Source organism: Streptosporangium sp. NPDC023963, from assembly GCF_040639135.1.
GTDB lineage: Bacteria > Actinomycetota > Actinomycetes > Streptosporangiales > Streptosporangiaceae > Streptosporangium.
In genome coordinates, this window is the sequence record NZ_JBEZZK010000008.1 from 261,549 (window position 1) to 278,157 (window position 16,609).

At 71.0% G+C, this 16,609-nt stretch carries 18 protein-coding genes and 1 riboswitch; of the genes, 10 read left to right on the top strand and 8 right to left on the bottom strand.

Annotation, left to right across the window (positions count from 1 at the left end):
* Nucleotides 1-53 precede the first annotated feature (53 nt).
* Together AB0F88_RS24915 and AB0F88_RS24920 are read right to left on the bottom strand one after the other, a co-directional pair.
* Complete coding sequence (locus AB0F88_RS24915) at nt 54-1,088, bottom strand: hemolysin family protein (protein ID WP_362688490.1); 1,035 nt, start codon at nt 1,086-1,088, stop codon at nt 54-56.
* Nucleotides 1,085-2,557: a hemolysin family protein gene (locus tag AB0F88_RS24920; RefSeq protein WP_362688493.1), complete on the bottom strand. Its 1,473-nt coding sequence runs from the start codon at nt 2,555-2,557 to the stop codon at nt 1,085-1,087. The genes AB0F88_RS24915 and AB0F88_RS24920 overlap by 4 nt, the downstream gene beginning before the upstream one ends.
* Before the next feature lie 357 nt (nt 2,558-2,914).
* Between AB0F88_RS24920 and AB0F88_RS24925 the strand changes: the two genes are divergently transcribed.
* The gene (locus AB0F88_RS24925) at nt 2,915-4,135 is read left to right on the top strand and encodes an LCP family protein (protein ID WP_362688496.1); all 1,221 of its coding nucleotides are present in this window, start codon (nt 2,915-2,917) and stop codon (nt 4,133-4,135) included.
* A gap of 195 nt (nt 4,136-4,330) precedes the next feature.
* Here the strand turns inward: AB0F88_RS24925 and AB0F88_RS24930 are convergent, their stop codons facing one another.
* Complete coding sequence (locus AB0F88_RS24930) at nt 4,331-4,978, bottom strand: GPP34 family phosphoprotein (protein ID WP_362688499.1); 648 nt, start codon at nt 4,976-4,978, stop codon at nt 4,331-4,333.
* A gap of 154 nt (nt 4,979-5,132) precedes the next feature.
* Between AB0F88_RS24930 and AB0F88_RS24935 the strand changes: the two genes are divergently transcribed.
* The 4 genes from AB0F88_RS24935 to AB0F88_RS24950 all read left to right on the top strand — a co-directional run bounded on the left by AB0F88_RS24935 (nt 5,133) and on the right by AB0F88_RS24950 (nt 8,431).
* Complete coding sequence (locus AB0F88_RS24935) at nt 5,133-5,702, top strand: DM13 domain-containing protein (RefSeq protein WP_362688502.1); 570 nt, start codon at nt 5,133-5,135, stop codon at nt 5,700-5,702.
* Nucleotides 5,703-5,717: 15 nt separating this feature from the next.
* On the top strand, nt 5,718-6,323 hold the full coding sequence (locus AB0F88_RS24940) for a TenA family protein (protein WP_362688505.1): 606 nt from the start codon (nt 5,718-5,720) through the stop codon (nt 6,321-6,323).
* 159 nt (nt 6,324-6,482) lie between these two features.
* Entirely contained in the window at nt 6,483-6,806 is a 324-nt protein-coding gene (locus tag AB0F88_RS24945; RefSeq protein WP_362688508.1) for a rhodanese-like domain-containing protein, read from the top strand.
* A gap of 121 nt (nt 6,807-6,927) precedes the next feature.
* Nucleotides 6,928-7,066: riboswitch (TPP riboswitch) on the top strand.
* On the top strand, nt 7,058-8,431 hold the full coding sequence (locus AB0F88_RS24950) for a cytosine permease (RefSeq protein WP_362688511.1): 1,374 nt from the start codon (nt 7,058-7,060) through the stop codon (nt 8,429-8,431). Its footprint overlaps the riboswitch before it by 9 nt.
* An 87-nt stretch (nt 8,432-8,518) precedes the next feature.
* Here the strand turns inward: AB0F88_RS24950 and AB0F88_RS24955 are convergent, their stop codons facing one another.
* Nucleotides 8,519-9,103 carry a methylated-DNA--[protein]-cysteine S-methyltransferase gene (locus tag AB0F88_RS24955; protein ID WP_362688514.1) on the bottom strand — a complete coding sequence of 195 codons (585 nt, stop codon included), beginning with the start codon at nt 9,101-9,103 and terminating at the stop codon, nt 8,519-8,521.
* A gap of 125 nt (nt 9,104-9,228) precedes the next feature.
* Between AB0F88_RS24955 and AB0F88_RS24960 the strand changes: the two genes are divergently transcribed.
* Both AB0F88_RS24960 and AB0F88_RS24965 read left to right on the top strand, forming a co-directional pair.
* On the top strand, nt 9,229-11,100 hold the full coding sequence (locus tag AB0F88_RS24960) for a PAS domain S-box protein (protein WP_362688517.1): 1,872 nt from the start codon (nt 9,229-9,231) through the stop codon (nt 11,098-11,100).
* A gap of 157 nt (nt 11,101-11,257) precedes the next feature.
* Complete coding sequence (locus AB0F88_RS24965) at nt 11,258-11,707, top strand: ATP-binding protein (protein WP_362688520.1); 450 nt, start codon at nt 11,258-11,260, stop codon at nt 11,705-11,707.
* A gap of 340 nt (nt 11,708-12,047) precedes the next feature.
* Here the strand turns inward: AB0F88_RS24965 and yidC are convergent, their stop codons facing one another.
* The 3 genes from yidC to AB0F88_RS24980 form a co-directional block, all read right to left on the bottom strand.
* Nucleotides 12,048-12,743, bottom strand: a complete 696-nt coding sequence (yidC, locus tag AB0F88_RS24970; protein ID WP_362688523.1) for a membrane protein insertase YidC — start codon at nt 12,741-12,743, stop codon at nt 12,048-12,050.
* Nucleotides 12,744-12,949: 206 nt separating this feature from the next.
* On the bottom strand, nt 12,950-13,216 hold the full coding sequence (locus AB0F88_RS24975; protein WP_362688526.1) for a DUF6412 domain-containing protein: 267 nt from the start codon (nt 13,214-13,216) through the stop codon (nt 12,950-12,952).
* A complete protein-coding gene (locus AB0F88_RS24980; RefSeq protein WP_344915193.1) occupies nt 13,213-13,380 on the bottom strand; it encodes a hypothetical protein in 168 nt (55 codons plus the stop codon). The genes AB0F88_RS24975 and AB0F88_RS24980 overlap by 4 nt, the downstream gene beginning before the upstream one ends.
* A 129-nt stretch (nt 13,381-13,509) precedes the next feature.
* On the opposite strand from AB0F88_RS24980, the gene AB0F88_RS24985 reads away from it, so the two are divergent.
* Both AB0F88_RS24985 and AB0F88_RS24990 read left to right on the top strand, forming a co-directional pair.
* Nucleotides 13,510-14,205, top strand: a complete 696-nt coding sequence (locus AB0F88_RS24985; protein ID WP_362688530.1) for a response regulator transcription factor — start codon at nt 13,510-13,512, stop codon at nt 14,203-14,205.
* Entirely contained in the window at nt 14,202-15,329 is a 1,128-nt protein-coding gene (locus tag AB0F88_RS24990; RefSeq protein ID WP_362688533.1) for a HAMP domain-containing sensor histidine kinase, read from the top strand. Before AB0F88_RS24985 ends, AB0F88_RS24990 begins: the two co-directional genes overlap by 4 nt.
* Before the next feature lie 106 nt (nt 15,330-15,435).
* Here the strand turns inward: AB0F88_RS24990 and AB0F88_RS24995 are convergent, their stop codons facing one another.
* Entirely contained in the window at nt 15,436-15,993 is a 558-nt protein-coding gene (locus tag AB0F88_RS24995) for a hypothetical protein (RefSeq protein ID WP_362688536.1), read from the bottom strand.
* Between the two features lie 229 nt (nt 15,994-16,222).
* On the opposite strand from AB0F88_RS24995, the gene AB0F88_RS25000 reads away from it, so the two are divergent.
* Complete coding sequence (locus AB0F88_RS25000) at nt 16,223-16,576, top strand: STAS domain-containing protein (RefSeq protein ID WP_329088376.1); 354 nt, start codon at nt 16,223-16,225, stop codon at nt 16,574-16,576.
* Nucleotides 16,577-16,609: the final 33 nt, after the last annotated feature.

Genomic DNA, 16,609 nt, shown 5'->3' on the forward strand with positions numbered 1-16,609 from the left:
GGTTCCGTGATCGATCCGGCCGCTCCCGTGGACGCCGGGAGCGGCGAGGACCGCTAGCGGCTCGCGGGCATCCGTACGTCCAGGATCTCGCCGAGCAGGTCCGTGAGGCTCACCATGCCGATCACCTCGCCGCCGCCGTCGGTGACCAGGCCCAGGTGCGCGTGGGCGTCCTGGAGCGTGGAGACCGCGTCGGGGATCGTGGTCTCCTTGGCCAGGCGCGGCACCGGGCGGGCGAGCTCTGCGGGGCTCGCCTCCGGCCGGACGAGGATGTCCCTGACGTGCACCACGCCCAGGACGTCGCCCGGCCTGCCGGAGGTGACCAGCATGCGCAGGTGCCCGTCGCGTGCGGCGACCTGGCGCATCCGCTCGCTCGTCGCGTCGGCGGGCACCGAGGTGGTCTTCTCCAGCGGCAGCATCAGCCGCTCCACCGGCTGCTGGTGGACCCGCAGGGCCCGGGTGAGCAGGTCGTGCTCGTCGCGGTCGAGCAGGCCCATCCGGCCCGACTCGCCGACCAGCATCGCCAGCTGGACCGGGGTCCTGGTGGTGGCCAGCTCGTCCTTGGGATGCACCCCGAACAGTCTCAGGATCCCGTTCGTCAGCCCGTTGAGCGCGGCGAGCACCGGCCGGACGACCCAGGTGAAGCCGCGGAACGGCAGGGCCAGGCCCATCGCCGCGACCTCCGGGTGGGTAAGCGCCCACGATTTGGGAGCCATCTCGCCGATCACCATGTGCAGGAAGGTGACGAACGCCAGCGCGATCACGAGCGAGATGGGGACCCGCAGCGACTCGGGCAGGCCGACCGCGCCGAAAACCGGCTCCAGCAGGTGTTCGATGGCCGGTTCGGTCACCATGCCCAGGCCGAGCGAGCACAGCGTGATGCCCAGCTGGGCCCCGGCCAGCATCAGGGAGAGCTCCCTGCCGCCGCGCACGGCGGCGCGGGCGGCGAGCCGGGTCAACCGGCCTCCCCGGCCCGCGAGCTCCTCCAGGCGGTGCCTGCGGGCCGAGATCACCGCGAACTCGGCGGCGACGAAGAAGGCGTTGCCGATCAGCAGGGCCACGCCGAGCAGCAGGGCGGAGGTGGTGCTCATCGCCGCCTCGCCTCGCTCCGCTCGATCATGGGCGTCTCGGGGCCACGCTCGATCATCCGCGGCGCGGTCATCGCCGGTCGGTCCTCTTTCCCGGTTCTCGCCTCCGGGACGTCCCCGGGATCGGCGTCCTGCGACGCGGTGAGCGACAGCCGCACCCACTCGGGGACCCTGCGGTGCACCGAGAGCACGGTGAGCGAGGCCTCCCTCTCGTCGGCGCTGTCGTTCTCCAGGGGGTCGTTCCGCGAGGTGAGCGTGACGGTCACCTGGTCGCCGGGCTCGGTCATCCGGCCGAGGGTGGCGAGCACGAGGCCCGCGACGGTGTCGTAGTCGTCGCTCTCGGGGAGCTGCAGGCCGATGGCCCGCTCGATCTCGTCCAGCCGGAGCGTGCCCGGCAGGTCCCAGGTGCCCTCGTCGCCCGCGACGACCCCGGCGGGCTCCGGGTCGTTCTCGTCGATGAGCTCGCCGACGAGCTCCTCCGCGAGGTCCTCGATGGTGACCACGCCGGCCAGGCCGCCGTACTCGTCGATGACGCACGCCAGGTCGTCGCGGGCGGTGCGCATGCGCTCCAGCACGAGGGGCAGCGGCGAGGAGGTGGGCACCAGGAGCGCGGGGCGGGTGATCTTTTCCAGCGTGCCGTCGGCCAGTCCCGACCTGAGCAGCTCGCGGACGCCGGTGACGCCGACGACGTCGTCGCCGTTCTGGTTGCAGAGCACCGGATAGCGGGAGTGACCGTGCCTGCGGACGGCGTCGATCAGGTCGGAGATCGGCCGGTCGTCCCTCAGCAGCACCACGCGGGGGCGCGGCACCATGACGTCCTCGGCGGTGCGGTCGCCGAACTCCAGGGCGCGGCCCAGCAGCTCCGACAGCCTCGGCGGCAGGTCACCCGTGGTGGCGGACTCGGAGATGATCCGGGACAGCTCCTCGGGGCTGGCGCCGTGCTCGATCTCCTCCACGGGCTCCACGCCGACCCGGCGCAGCAGGCCGGTGGCGGCGGAGTCGAACAGGCGGATGACCGGCCCGGCGATCCGCAGGTAGATCATCGTCGAGCGGGCGAGGAACTTCGCCACCGGCTCGGGACGGGCGATGCCCAGGTTCTTGGGGGCCAGCTCACCGAAGACCATCTGGATGACGGTGGCCACCGCGACGGCCAGCGCCACGGCGATGCCGGGCACGGCCCCGCGCGGCACTCCCGCGGTCTCCAGCCAGGGGCGGATGACCGTGGCGATGGCGGGTTCCGAGATGAAGCCGACGAGCAGGGCGGTCACGGTGATGCCGAGCTGCGCGCCCGACAGCATGAACGACAGGCGTCCCGTCACCTCCAGCGCCCGTGCCGCGGCCGCGTCGCCGGAGTCGGCCTGCTCGCGCAGCACGCCGCGGTCCGCCGCGACGAAGGCGAACTCCTGGGCGACGAAATAGCCGGTGGCGAGGGTGAGCAGGAGGATGGCCAGCAGGCCCAGAGCCGTGTTCACCGGGCGGCTCTCCCGGTCGGTTCAGTGGTGCCCGTGCGTTCGCACGGGCAGGTATTCCACGGGTCCGGAGTGGACACGATCATCCTTTCGAGCAGAGGTAGTCCTCTACCGTAACGATCCGGGTGGGGGTCGATGTTTCCGGATCGGCCGACGATCGCATTGTTGGTCGCTAACAACCTGTATGAGTACTTTTACATAGGGAAACCTTGGGCACCTGGCGGCAAGCGCCTGAACCAAGACGTAGCGTCGACAATGACGTTTTCACCATGAGATCAAGAAGTGGCGGGACAAGACGTGGCTGACAGGCCCGAAGACGACGATCGCACTCGCGCGCTGCGATCGCCCACGCCGGGGCCCGTGCCGCCCAGAGCGGCCGGGCAGCCCGCCTACCCCTCGCCTGGCGGCCCGGGAACGCCCGTCCGGCAGTCGGCGTCCTCGCGGCGGGAGGCACCCGTCCAGGAGGAGACGCCGCGCGAGGTGCCGCCCCCCCGGGGCGGGCGGGTGTACGGCAAGGCCAGGTCGGGTGCCGGCCCGGTCAAGCCGCTGAACGCGCCCCCGGCCCCGCCCGGGGACTCCGGCGGCCGAGGCGGCGGGAGCGCGTCGCGCATGCCCGGCTGGCGGCCGAAGCGTCCCGGCAGGCTCATCGTGCGGATCCTCGCCGGGCTGGTCGTCGTGCTGCTCATTCTGGCCGTCGGCGGATATTTCATGATCAACTCGCGGTTGACCAAGATCGAGGCGCTCACCGACTACGAGGGCCGTCCCGCCGACACCCCCGGCACCAACTGGCTGCTGGTCGGCTCCGACAGCCGCGCCGGCCTGACCGCGGCCCAGCGTAAGAAGCTCGCCACGGGCAAGGCCGTGGGCCGCAGGACCGACACGATGATGCTGCTGCACATCCCCGAGGGCGACGGCCGGCCGACCCTGGTCAGCCTCCCGCGCGACTCGTACGTGCCGATCGACGGCCACGGCAGCGACAAGCTCAACGCCGCCTACGCCTTCCAGGGCGGCCAGCAACTGCTTCCCAAGACCGTGGAGCAGGTCACCGGGCTGCGCCTCGACAACTACATGGAGATCGGCTTCGGCGGCTTCGTGGGGATCGTGGACGCCATCGGCGGGGTCGAGATCAACGTCAAGCAGGCGATCAAGGACCCCAAGGCCGGGATCAACCTGAAGAAGGGCCTGCAGACCATGGACGGGGGGACGGCCCTCGGCTACGTCCGCACCCGCGCCACCGGCGCGATCCCCGACCTCGACAGGACCCAGCGCCAGCGCCAGTTCTTCTCCGCGGTGGTGAAGAAGGCGGCCAGCCCCGGCGTCCTGATCAACCCCTTCACGTCCGTCCCGCTCGCGCTGAGCGCGGCCGACTCGGTGTCCGTCGGCGAGGAGACCGGCGCCTTCGACCTGCTCTCCCTCGGCCTCGCCATGGGCGGCGACCCGGTCACCACGGTCGTGCCCATCGGCTCCCTGCCCACCATCGACGGCCAGTCCGTCGTCAAGTGGGACCGGGAGAAGGCCCTGCGCATGTTCGAGGCCCTGGCCCAGGACAAGCCCGTTCCCGAAGACGCCCTCGGCAGGTGACGGCCCGCCCCGGCCCCCGGGCCGGGGCGCCGGCCGGCGCTTCCCGTCCACGGCACTTTCCTCCGGCCCTCCCGCCCCGGTCGTCTCCGCGAGGCGACGCGACGACTATGCGGAGGCGGGGCGGGCACGGGACCAGACGTCCTCGCCGGGCGGAGCACCCTCGTGACAGTGCCCGCCCGGCGAGGGCCGGCGACCTCAGCCGCCGGCGGTGCTGACGACGACCCCCGCTATCACGGCCGTCATGACGGCGGCGTTGACGGCGGCGATGGTCTGGGAGACCGCCTCGCCGGCCCACTCGCCCTCGGTGATCTCCTTGATCCGTTCCTTGCTCGCGCCGGGGAACGCCTTACGGTCGATCTTGGCCGCGTGCAGGATCGCGATCAGCACCGCGGCCCGCTCGTCGGGGGTGGCGCCGGACAGCACGCTCTGGACCCGCTCGCGGATCGCCAGCTCGACGCCCGGGTCGCGCTCGGGGTAGCGGGTGCTCGGGAAGATCCCCAGGATCTTGCGCCGTTCCTCGTCCAGCACGCCCCGCTCCGCCAGGCGCGCCAGCAGGCGGGAGCGGAGCTTGCCGGAGTGGAGCCTCTGCACCCACCACTCGGGCTTGCGCGCCTTGGACTCCGCCGCGATCCTGGCCAGCGCCGTGTCGAGCTCCTCGTCCCCGACCGGGGTCGCGTCGAGAACGGCGACCTTCCTGTCCGCGAGGTCGATCCGGCCGCCGACGGCCAGTTCCGCCAGCAACGCGCCGCCGAGCGCGGCGTCCAGCTCCGAGGAGCCGATGAGTTGTCTGCCCTGCTCCTCGTCGTACGCGAGCAGGAGCACTTCCTCCGCGATCGTCGTCATCGTCCGACCCTACGTCGCGGGCGCCTCGCGGCCGTAAGCACTCCGTAAGCGATCCGGGGCGGGATCGCGGATAGCGTCGGCACCGAGGCCGGAGGGACGTCTCGACTTCCTCGCCGTAGCCGGAGGCCGGGGGTCTCCACACCGGAGGTATGCGATGAGAGTCAAGAGGCTGCTCCGGCACCCCGTCACGTGGGGTGTCCTGACGTTGGGCGCCGTCGCGCTCGGTGTCGCGCTGTACCTGTTCCAGCCATGGCGCCTGTTCACCACCGTCGAGGTGAACGAGGCACTGCCCGCCGCGACCGCGTCCCCAGGCCCCGTGGCCACCCGGCAGGACGAGCCGGGCGAGCCCGCCAAGGCCACCGAGCCCGTTCGGGAGCCGAAGGTCCTGGCCAAGGGCACGTTCATCTCCCACGAGCACGAGACCGAGGGCGGGGCGAGGGTGCTGGAGCTGCCCGACGGGAGCCGGGTCCTGCGGATCGAGAACCTGGACACCTCCGACGGGCCGGACCTGCGGGTCTGGCTCAGTGACCAGCCCGTCAAGAAGGGCAACGCGGGATGGTTCAACCTGGACGACGGCAAGCACCTCGAACTCGGCGACCTGAAGGGGAACAAGGGCAACGCCAACTACGCCATTCCCGCCGGGGCCGACCTCGACAGCCTGAAGTCCGTCACCATCTGGTGCAAGCGCTTCAGCGTCTCCTTCGGAGCCGCCGCCCTGACCTGACACAATCTCCGACCCATGAGCGTTTCTGAGGAACTCCACGTCATCGGCCGCCCGCTCGTCGAGGCGCAGCTCGCCCATCCGACGGTGGCGGGCATCGCCCGGGGAGATCTCCCCGAGCCGGTGTTCCGGTCGTGGCTGGAGCAGGACTACCTGTTCCTGCTCGACTACGTCCGCGTCTTCTCGCGGCTCGCCTGGCAGGCCCCGGACGGGCATCTGGGCGACCTGGTGGACCTGGCGCACGCCACCTTCCACGAGGAGCTGAGCCTGCACCGGTCGCTGTCGGCCGAGTTCGGCGCCGACCTCGGCGGCGCGAGGAAGGGCCCGGCCTGCGCGGCCTACACCTCCTTCCTGCTCGACTCCGCGGCCGTCTACGCCGACGGCCTGGCCGCGCTCTACCCCTGCATGTGGGGCTACTCCACGCTCGGCCGCGCCCTGGCGGAGAATCCGCCCGCCGAGCCCCGCTACCGCGCCTGGGTCGACACCTACGCCCACCCGGCCTTCGCCGAGCTGACCGGGCGCATCGCGGTGATGATCGACGAGGCGGCGCCGGACCCGGGCAGGGCCGGGAAGCTGTTCGCCGAGGGAATGGCTCACGAACTCGCCTTCTGGGACGTTCCCTGACCTTGTCCGCCCCGCTGCCCGGATGCCGCCGCGGACCGGGTGATCCGGTAGGGCTGGACGTACCGAATTGGCCTGCTATCAGGGGAAATTGAAGGTCCGGATGAGGGCATCCACGGGGCTTTGCGCCCCATCCGGTGGAGGAGTTGGAACAATGGGCGTATGAGTGTTCCTGAGGTCGAGGCGCAGGCCGTGCCGGATGACGCGTTCCTGCTCGACGTGCGCGAGAACGACGAGTGGCGTGCCGGGCACGCGCCCGGCGCCGTCCACATTCCCCTGGGTGAGCTGCAGTCCCGGGTCGACGAGGTGCCCAAGGGCGCGCCCGTCTACGTGATCTGCCGGGTCGGCGGCCGTTCCGCGAACGCCACCGCCTGGCTCAACCACGTCGGCTGGGACGCGATCAACGTCGGCGGCGGCATGCGGTCCTGGGACGGCGCGGGGCGTCCGATGATCGCCGAGAGCGGCCAGGACCCCTTCGTCGCCTGAGCCGCCCGCCCTCGTCACCTGAGCCGTCCGAACCGTGCGAGGGGGAGCCCTCGCCGAGACGTGAGGGGGAGCCTCCGCCGAGACTCTTGCCAAGAAAGGAATGAATGGCATAATCAGGGCGAATGTCTACCGCGGGAGCTCGGGCGTAACCGGGCTGAGAGGGCGGAACACGCAGAGGGTCTCATCGACCTCCGACGCGCCGCCGACCGCATGAACCTGTCCGGGTAATGCCGGCGTAGGGAGTGTGCGTGATGACGTCTGCCGCCGTCGATTCCAAGGGTTCCGGCGATTCCGGAAACCCCGGGGCGGCCGAGGCGCCCCTCACCCTCGGCGAGGCTCCCCCCAAGGCGCTCGGCGTGCTCGACCAGGGAGCGCTCTGGGCCAACCTGGGTGTCAGCCTGCTCGGCTTCTCCGGCGCGATCACGCTGATCAATCCGCTCGGCGACCGGCCGCTGAGCTTCGTGGCCGCGATCCTGGCCGCCGTCGTGGGCAGCGTCGTCGGCACCGCGATGGTGGGCCTGGCCGCGATTCCCGGGCAGCGGACCGGCGCTCCGGCGATGGTCCTGCTGCGCGGGCTGTTCGGGGCCAGGCTCTCCTACCTGCCGACCGTGCTGAACATCGTCCAGATGCTGGGCTGGGGTGTCTTCGAGCTGTGGGTCATCTCCCAGGGCGCCCAGGCCATCGCGGGATCCTTCGGGATCGAGGTGCCCTACGCGGTCTGGGTGGTCGTCGCAGGAGTGATCACCACCGCGCTGACCATCCGGCCGCTGGGAGCGGTCCGCCTGCTCCGCAGGTACGTCACCGCCGCCGTGGTGATCTCGATGATCTGGTTCATGGTCGCCCTGTTCCAGCGGGGACCGGCGATCGGCGGCGGATCCTGGGAGGCGTTCGCCCCCTCGGTCGACTACGTGATCGCGCTGTCGGTCTCGTGGGTGCCGGTCGCGGCGGACTTCGCCCGCTTCTCCCGCTCCGGCAGGGCCGCGTTCGCCGGGGTCGTCGGCGGCTACACGATCGCCCAGGTGGCCTGCCTGGTCCTCGGCATCGCGGCGCTCGCGCTGGTCGGCAACAACCCCGGCCAGGTCTGGGACCCCTTCGTGGCCGCGGCCCTCGGCCCGATCTTCTTCGGCATCCTGGTGCTGCGCGAGACCGACCAGTCGTTCGTGAACGTCTACTCCACCGCGATGTCGCTGCAGAACCTGCTGCCCAGGCTGGACCGCCGGGTCATCTCCGTGGCCATCGGCGCGCTGGTCACCATCCTCGCGATCTTCGCCACCGACCAGACCTACACCGTCTTCCTCGGCCTCATCGGGGCGGTCTTCGTGCCGATGTTCGCGGTGCTCGCGGTGGACTACTTCCTGCTCGGCGGCGACAGGCGCTGGGACACCTCGGAGACCGCGCCCTCGCGCCCGCTCATGGTGCTCCCGTGGGTGCTGGGCTTCGTGGCCTGGTGGATGCTCGCCGCGCTGCCGGTCGCCCCGGAGGTCGCGTGGTGGTCCTCGTTCTGGAAGGGCGCCCGCGACGCGATCGGCTTCGTCCCGCAGCCGTGGATGAGCGCGTCCGTCGCCGCGTTCCTCGTCGCGGGTCTCGTCACCCTGGGGCTCGGCGCGCTCCGTCGCCGCTCCTGACCGCGCGCCGTACGGCTTCCGGCGTTCCGGTCGCCAGAGGCGGTCGTGGCGGTCGTGAGGCGGTCAGGGGCCCCGGGAAGGACCGGTCTACGCGTCGCCGGGCCCGCGGAGCACGGCGGTGGACTCGATGCGCAGCAGGCGTTCCTTGGCGGCCGAGCCCCCGGCGTACCCGCCGAGGACCGCCTCGCTCTCGACCACCCGGTGGCACGGCACGATGACGCACACCGGGTTGCTGCCCAGCGCGTTGCCGACCGCGCGCAGCGCGCGCGGCCTGCCGATCCGCTCGGCGATCTCGAGGTAGGTCGTCACCGTCCCGTACGGCACCGCGAGCATCATCTGCAGCACGGTCCTGGAGAACTGGGTGGCCAGGCGCAGGTCGACCGGCGTCGTGAAGGCGCGGAGCCTGGCGGAGAAGTAGGCGTCCAGCTCCCGGCGCACCGGGTCGAGCCGCCGGGCGTCCGGCCCGATGAACGTGCCGACCTCCCTGCTGATCCGTTCGAAGACGACGTTCTCGTCCTCGTAGCTGCAGGCCACCACACCCCTGCTCGTCACGGCGAGGGTCAGACGCCCCAGCGGGCCGTCGAGCGTGCCGAACGCGATGTCGGGATGGCTCGTGCCGACGTAGTCGGGCGAGGTCACCCGTAGCAATGCATCGATGTCGCCGGATGACATGGCCCCACCCTTTCGTATCCAGGTGTGTGGTGACCGCAGAGTATCGGACGGATCGCCCGGCCAGTGGCAACACGTGCGGGACGAAAGTGCCAAGATCAGACCGGTTGAGACGGCACTATGGGTGTGTGGTGGACTACAGGGCCGACAGTGACGGGGGCATCGGCCGTGAGGTCGTCGCCGCGGCGCCCAACGCGATCGTCGCCATCGATCGCGAGCAGACGGTTCTCGCCTGGAATCCCGCCGCCGAGCGTCTGTTCGGCTGGTCGGCCGACGAGATGGTCGGCCGCCGGGTGCCGGTGGTCCCCGAGGAGCTGACGGCCGAGCACAACGCGGTCCTGGAGAAGGTCCGCACCGGCGGTCAGGTCTCGCTGAGGACCAAGCGGTTCCGCCGTGACGGCAGCCTGCTCGACGTGCGGGTCGACACCGCCGCGCTGTCCGCGCCGGACGGCGCCCTCCTCGGCTACGTCAGCGTCTACCACCTGGCCCAGGACGACGAGACCGCCAACGACCGCAACGCCCGCCGGGCGCAGCTCGTCCGCAGGCTCACCGACGTGGTCGCCGACATCAACGCCGAGCTGGAGCTGCCCGCCGTGCTCGACCGGATCGCGGCCAGCCTCGCCGACCTGACCGGGGCCGACGCGGGCGGGTTCGTGATGATCGAGGGTGACCGGCTCCGCCTCGTGGCCTGCCACAACCTGCCCGACTCGATGCGCGACTCGACCGCCGACCTCCGCACCAGCCTGGTCGGCAAGCTGCTGCGCGAGGGCAGGACCGTCCTGCTGGAGACCGGCGACCAGGACCGGCTGGACCGGCTGATCTGGTCGCGGTTGCCCGGCCTGCACACCATCGCGCTCGGCCTCGCGGCCATGGGCGGGCGGTCGTACGGCGCGCTGTACGCGCTGTTCGCCAAGCGCAAGGCGGGCCACCTGGAGCTGGAGCTGCTGGAGCTCCTCGCCGGTCACGCGGGCATCGCCGTGGGCAACGCCATGGCCTACCAGGAGGCCGTGCGGCAGCGCGCCCACGAGCGGGCGGTGTTCGACGCCAGCGCCGACGGCATCGCGGTCCTCGACGACACGGGCCGGGTGGTCCAGTGGAACCCGGCCGCCAGCGAGCTGACCGGCTTCCACGCGGCAGAGGTGATCGGCGGGCCGCCGCCGTTCCAGCTGCCGGGGCCGGGGGACAAGCTCAGCATCCAGCTGCCCTCGGGCACCTGGCTGGACGTGCTCTGCGCGGAGATCGTGGAGACGGGCGAGATCGTGGTCGACTTCCGCGACGTCACCCGCGCGAAGGAGCTGGAGGAGGCCAAGGACCTCTTCCTCGCCACCACCAGCCACGAGCTCCGCACGCCGATCACCGTGGTCCGCGGTTTCGCCAGCACGCTCGACAGCCGCTGGGACAGCATGGCCGAGGCCGAGCGCCGTGCCGCCGTGCACACCATCGCCGAGCGGGCCCGCTCGCTGGGCCAGCTCATGGACCACCTGCTGCTGGGCTCGCGCGCGGGGGCCGGCGAGCTCACGCTCAGGATCGAGAGCTTCGACCTGGCCGAGCTGGTCCGGGCCGCCACGCTGGGCCTGCCGATCCTGTCGGACCTGCACCGGGTCGAGGTCGACGTCCCCGACGACCTGCCCCCGGTCTCCGGTGACGCGCTGGCCACCGACATCCTGCTGGCCCAGCTGCTGGAGAACGCCTTCAAGTACTCGCCGGACGGTGGCCTGATCAGGGTCGAGGCCTGGGTGGACGGCGACAGGGTGGTGCTGGTGGTGGACGACGAGGGCGTCGGTATCGCCCACGCCAGCAGGGAACGCGTCTTCGAGCGCTTCGTCCAGGCCGAAAGCGGCGACCGCCGCAGGTTCGGCGGGGTCGGTCTCGGCCTCTACATCGTGCGGAGCCTCGCGCGGGCCCAGGGCGGGGAGGTCTCGGCGCATCCGCGTCCCTCCGGCGGCACCCGGATGAGGCTGGCCCTTCGTATCGCCGACACGCCGGACGCCCTTACCTGATCGACACGCCGAACCAGTAACGAGTCGGTAACGGATGTGCTGATCTATTGTCGAATGTGCACAAGCTGTAATTGACGCTCGGTTTCCAAGACTATCTAACGGGGCATTTCGGTCGTACTGGGGTGAGTTCCTCAGGGGGGAACAGGCATACGGGGAGGTGAGTGCGTCGAGCGTCGTTCTGTTGCCGTATGCACCGTCCAGCGTCGCTGTCGCACGCCAGCGCCTCTGCTCTGACCTGCAGGAACGGGGTGTGTACGAGACCGCCATCGACGACGCGGTGCTCGTGGTCAGCGAACTGCTGAGCAACGCGCTGCGTCACGCCCACCCGTTGCCGTCAGGACAGATCAGAGTGTCGTGGCGCTGGACCGAGGAGCATGTCGAGGTCGCTGTGAGTGACGGTGGCGCGGCCACCGAACCGCGGGCGGGACGCCCGACGCTCTCCTCCCTGGGAGGGCGAGGCCTTGGAATCGTCGAGTATCTGGCCTCCAATTGGGGCGTCAGACACGAGGGGGACATCACCACGGTATGGGCGGTGGTCACGGCGGTCGACACGGTAGGTAACGGCCACGTTCCCGCTCCCGAACCCGCTCTCAGGGAATGCGGATAACCCTCTTTCCGGGTTTCGTCCCGCTTCGAATGTCGTGAAGCGGGACGGGACCAGGCACTTCTCCGGCGGGGCGACATCCTCGCGTCCGGTGTGAAGGCTTTGTGGCGGGATGACGCCTTCAATCAGGTGTGAATGTTTTCCGGCGGGGCGGCGTCTTTATCGGGGAACGCGTTATACGTAGAGGAACCACTTGTCGTACCGCGGGACGCCTCGGTACGAAGTCCACCACCCGCTCTGGACGCCGAGGTTTCCGGCCCGGTGGCGGTCCCGGTCGCAGCGGTAGACGTTTCCGAGCATTTCGTCCTGCGCGGGCGCCCCGTCGGCCGGCAGCGCCCCGCCCTCATCCCCCGGCGAGCGCCGGGCGGTGCAGCACGGCCTTCTCCCCGGCCGTCCAGGCCGTCGTGACGAGGAGATAGATCCCCGCCGCGAGCGGCAGCACCGCGGCGACCAGGACGGTCCCGTACGGCAGCAGGGGCAGTATCCGGCGCAGCGCCGCGGGCTGCACGTCCTCGCTCATCGTGCGCCGCATCCGGCGGGACGTGATCCACGCCACGGCGAGGAGCAGCAGGAAGAGCCCGGCGAAGACCAGGGTCGGGCCGCTGATCAGCCCGAACCCGGCCACCGTGCTCGCGAACTGCTGACCGAGCGGCACCCCCAGGAGCCCGTGGGTCAGGAGGGCGTTGGCCTGCCCGGCGATCGTCGAGGAGACGAACACCTGGTACGTCACCATGAGGAACGGCATCTGCGCCACGGACGGCAGGCACCCGGCCAGCGGTGAGGTCTTCTCCCTGGCGTAGAGGGCGGCCATTTCCCGCTGGAGCCGCTCGGGGTTGCGGCCGTGGCGCTTCTTGAGCCTCTGGAGCTCCGGGGCGAGGCGGACCCTGGCCCGCTCGCCCCTGGCCTGCATGACACCGAGCGGGAGCAGCATCAGCCGGACGAGGACGGTGAACACGACGATCGCCGGAGGCGTGGAGCCCAGCGGCTCGGCGAGCGCGGCGATGAGGCCGGCGACGAACGCGATGACGGGGTCGAACATGAAAGGGGCCCTTCTGAGCGAAGTGGAGACGGCACAGAAGGCGCCCGCGAACCGCGGGGTCTTTCCAGGACGCGTACGCGCGGCGCACGGCGGCCGGGTGCCTCCGGGGCACGGTGACCACGTGTGTACACGGTGATCACGCGCGTGCGGGGCATGCCGGTCACGTGCGCGCGGGGCGCGCGAGGATCGCGAGAGGTCGCGGAGGATTACGCGGGCGCCGGGCCCGCGGAGGGTGCTCTGGGCCGGGACCTCCCGGCCGCGTCGGGGTCGCGCTGCCGGACGAACATCGTCCGTCTGGCCCGGTCGCGCCGGGACATCGGCGACCGTGACTCCGTACCCGAGGTGACGGGCGCCGGGCGCAACGCCCAGGCGAGCAGGAACACGCCCAGCCCGACCACGGCGGCGGCCGTCAGGACACCGCCGCCGTCGAACATCCAGACCGCCAGGGTCTGGACGGCGAGCAGCAGGTTCACTTCTTGAACTTGGCCACCGCGGTGACCAGCGCGACGACCACGAAGGCCACCACCGCCAGGACGAGTGCGAACTTCAGCAGCCCGAAGAGGGCGGGCAGCACGAACCCGAACACCACGTAGAGCGCGAGCAGGACGCCCAGAACCCCCAGCACGATACGACTCATGCGATCCACCGTACGCCGGGCGGGGCGACGGCGGGCGCCTTGATCGTAACGATGGTCATAACGATCGAGTGCTTACGGACCGGTGACACGGCTTAGGGATCGTCCCCTCGCGGGCCTACCGTGGGGGCCATGAGCGCGCGGATTCTGGTGGTCGACGACGATTCGATGGTGGCCGAGGTCGTGGCCCGCTACCTGGAACGCGACGGTCACGTGGTCGAGTGCGTCGGAGACGGCGCCGAGGCGCTCAGACGCGCGCTGGCCGATCCGCCCGACCTGATGGTGCTCGACCTGATGCTCCCCAAGATGGACGGTCTCCAGGTCTGCAGGAAGCTCAGGGAGCGGTGGCCGGTTCCGGTGATCATGTTGACCGCGCTCGGCGACGAGCTGGACAGGGTCGTCGGCCTGGAGACCGGCGCCGACGACTACGTCACGAAGCCCTTCAGCCCCCGGGAGCTGGCGCTGCGCGTGCAGTCCGTACTGCGGCGGGCGCGCGGGTCATCCCTGCCGGCCGGTACCGGCGTGCTCAGGGACGGCGAGCTGGCGGTCGACGTCGGTGCCCACGAGGTCCGGCTCCGCGGTGACGAGATCATGCTGACCGCCCGCGAGTTCGACCTCCTCGCCCACCTGATGCGCAACCCCCGCCAGGCCTTCAGCCGCTCCGCCCTGCTCGACCAGGTCTGGGGCTGGTCCTTCGGTGACTCGTCCACGGTGACCGTCCACGTCCGCCGCCTCCGCGAGAAGATCGAGCCCGACCCGACCGACCCCCGGCGCATCGTCACCGTGTGGGGGGTCGGCTACCGCTACGAACCGCTGGCGGAGCCGTGATCCCGGAGATCCTGATGATCGTCGCGGTCACCGCAGGGCTCGGCCTGCTGATCGCGCTGGCCGGGCTGGGCACGATGCGGCTGCTGCGCGAGCGGTCGATCGGCGTGATGCTCGCGGTGGTCGTCGTGGTGACCGTCATGGCGACGGTCGGCGGGATGACGGCCCTCACCCTGAAAATGATCATCGAGGGGACGTTGAGGGACATCGTGCTCAGCGTCGTCGCCGTGAGCGGCCTGGTCGGGCTGGGTGTCGCGACGGTGCTCTCGCGCCGGGTCGTGAAGGCCAGCCGCAGGCTCGTCGACGCCGTGCACGCCGTACCGGCCTCGGGAGAGTTCACGCCCCCCGAGGGACTGCCCGCGGAGCTCGGCACGATCGCCGGGAGCCTGGACCAGGCCTACCGGCGGCTGCGCCTCGGCCATGAGCGCGAGCGCGCCCTGGAGAGCGCCCGCCGCGAGCTCGTCTCCTGGGTCAGCCACGACCTGCGCACCCCGCTGGCGGGCATGCGGGCCATGGCCGAGGCCCTGGAGGACGGGGTGGTCGCCGATCCGGAGACCGTCGGCCGCTACCACCGGCAGATCCTCCTGGAGGTGGACCGGATGTCGGGCATGGTCGACGACCTGTTCGAGCTGTCCAGGATCCACGCGGGGACGCTGCGCCTTTCGCGCGACCGGATCGGCCTCGGCGACCTGGTCGCCGACGCGCTGGCCGGGGTGGAGGAGCTGGCCAGGGGCAAGGGAGTGCGGCTGAGCGGTGAGGCCGGCCCGGTGGTCCCCGTGCAGGCCGACGCGGCCCAGCTCTCCCGGGCGCTGCGCAACCTGGTGGTCAACGCGATCAGGCACACTCCGGGCGACGGCGCGGTCGTGGTCCGCGTCTCGGCCGAGGACGACACCGCCTGCCTGTCCGTCGCCGACGGCTGCGGCGGCATCCCGGCCGACGACCTGCCCCGCGTCTTCGACGTCGCCTTCCGCGGCGAGACGGCCCGTACCCCCGGCGTCGACGGCGCAGGGGCGGGTCTCGGCCTGGCGATCGCGCGCGGCATCGTCGAGGCCCACGAGGGGGCGATCGGCGTCGTCAACTCCGGCCCCGGCTGCCGCTTCGAGATCCGCCTGCCGCTCTCCGCCTGAGCGGTCCGGCCGGCCCGGCCCGGTCCTGCCGGGTTGTCCCGTCCTGTCCGGACGGACGCCGGCGAGCGCGGGAACGCGGGGCGGGTGGGCGGGTGGGCGGTGGCGGTCAGCTCGCGCAGGTGCCGTTGGAACCGGTGTTGCCGGCGGCGGTGCCGTTGGCGGTGGGTGCGGGCGTGACGTGGCTCGTGGTGCCCTGCGGGCCCTCGGGCCTCACGGAGACCATGAGGGTCATCTGCGCGCACTCGCCGCCCTCGGTGTCGGGCTCGACGTGCTGGCAGGAGGTCAGCCTCCTGGTGGTGCCGAGAGACTCCACCATCGCCCGGAACGTCGGGCACGGCCAGCGCCACATGCAGCTGCGGCAGCGCAGGATCGGATGCGCGGCGTCGCTGGTGATGCCGCCCGCGTCGCGCGGCTGGTGCAGGTCGAGCAACCTGACGCCGAGCGTGGCGAAGTCGAGGAGCTCTTCGCGCGCTCCCTCGAGGAAGTCGAGGTCCTCGGTCGACAGGCGGGTTCTGATCGGGACGTATCCCTCGTGGTTCACCAGGCTTCGCAGTGAACTCGCCGCGTCGCGCCACGAGGTGGCCTTGTCGGTGCGAGTGATCATGGACTCCAGGTGCTCCCGGAGCCGCTGTCGCTGGAGATCCTCAGGTAGGTCGGTGTTCATGGGTGCGTTCGAGCCCGTTTCTCGTAACTCAACGGCCGCCACTGACGTAGCGCAGCGACGATCGGGAGGCGCCGGGTCTCCTCCCCTTTCCGGCCAAGCCGGTGTTGCTTAGTGTCAAGCTTCGCGCACTCAGGGTTTCCGTGAGGCGGAAACGGGGGACAAAGGGCGGACGACTCGGGTTGTTCAAGAGAACGTGACCAGCGGCTCTCGCGCCGCTAGTGTGCCCGCTGTGGAGCTAAAAGTCTCAACTCGATCTCATGCCGGGCACACCGTCGTGACCATCGTTGGCGAAATCGACCTATACACCGCGCCTCGCCTGCAGGCCGAGTTCACTCGGTTGCTTGGGCAGAGCCAGACCATGCTTGTCGTCCTCGACATGTCCGCCGTGGAGTTCTGTGACTCCACCGGCATGAACGTGCTGCTCTCCGCGCTCAAGCGACTGCGCGAGCGGGGTGGCACGCTGGAGGTGGCGGCGCCCCGGCCGGCCGTACGCAAGATTCTCCAGGTCACTGGCCTCGACTCCGTCTTCGTCGTGCACGAGACGCTGCCGGAGAAGCTGCTGACCTCCGACTCCCAAGGATGACGTCCTCCCCACGGCTGATGCCCGGGGTCTCCA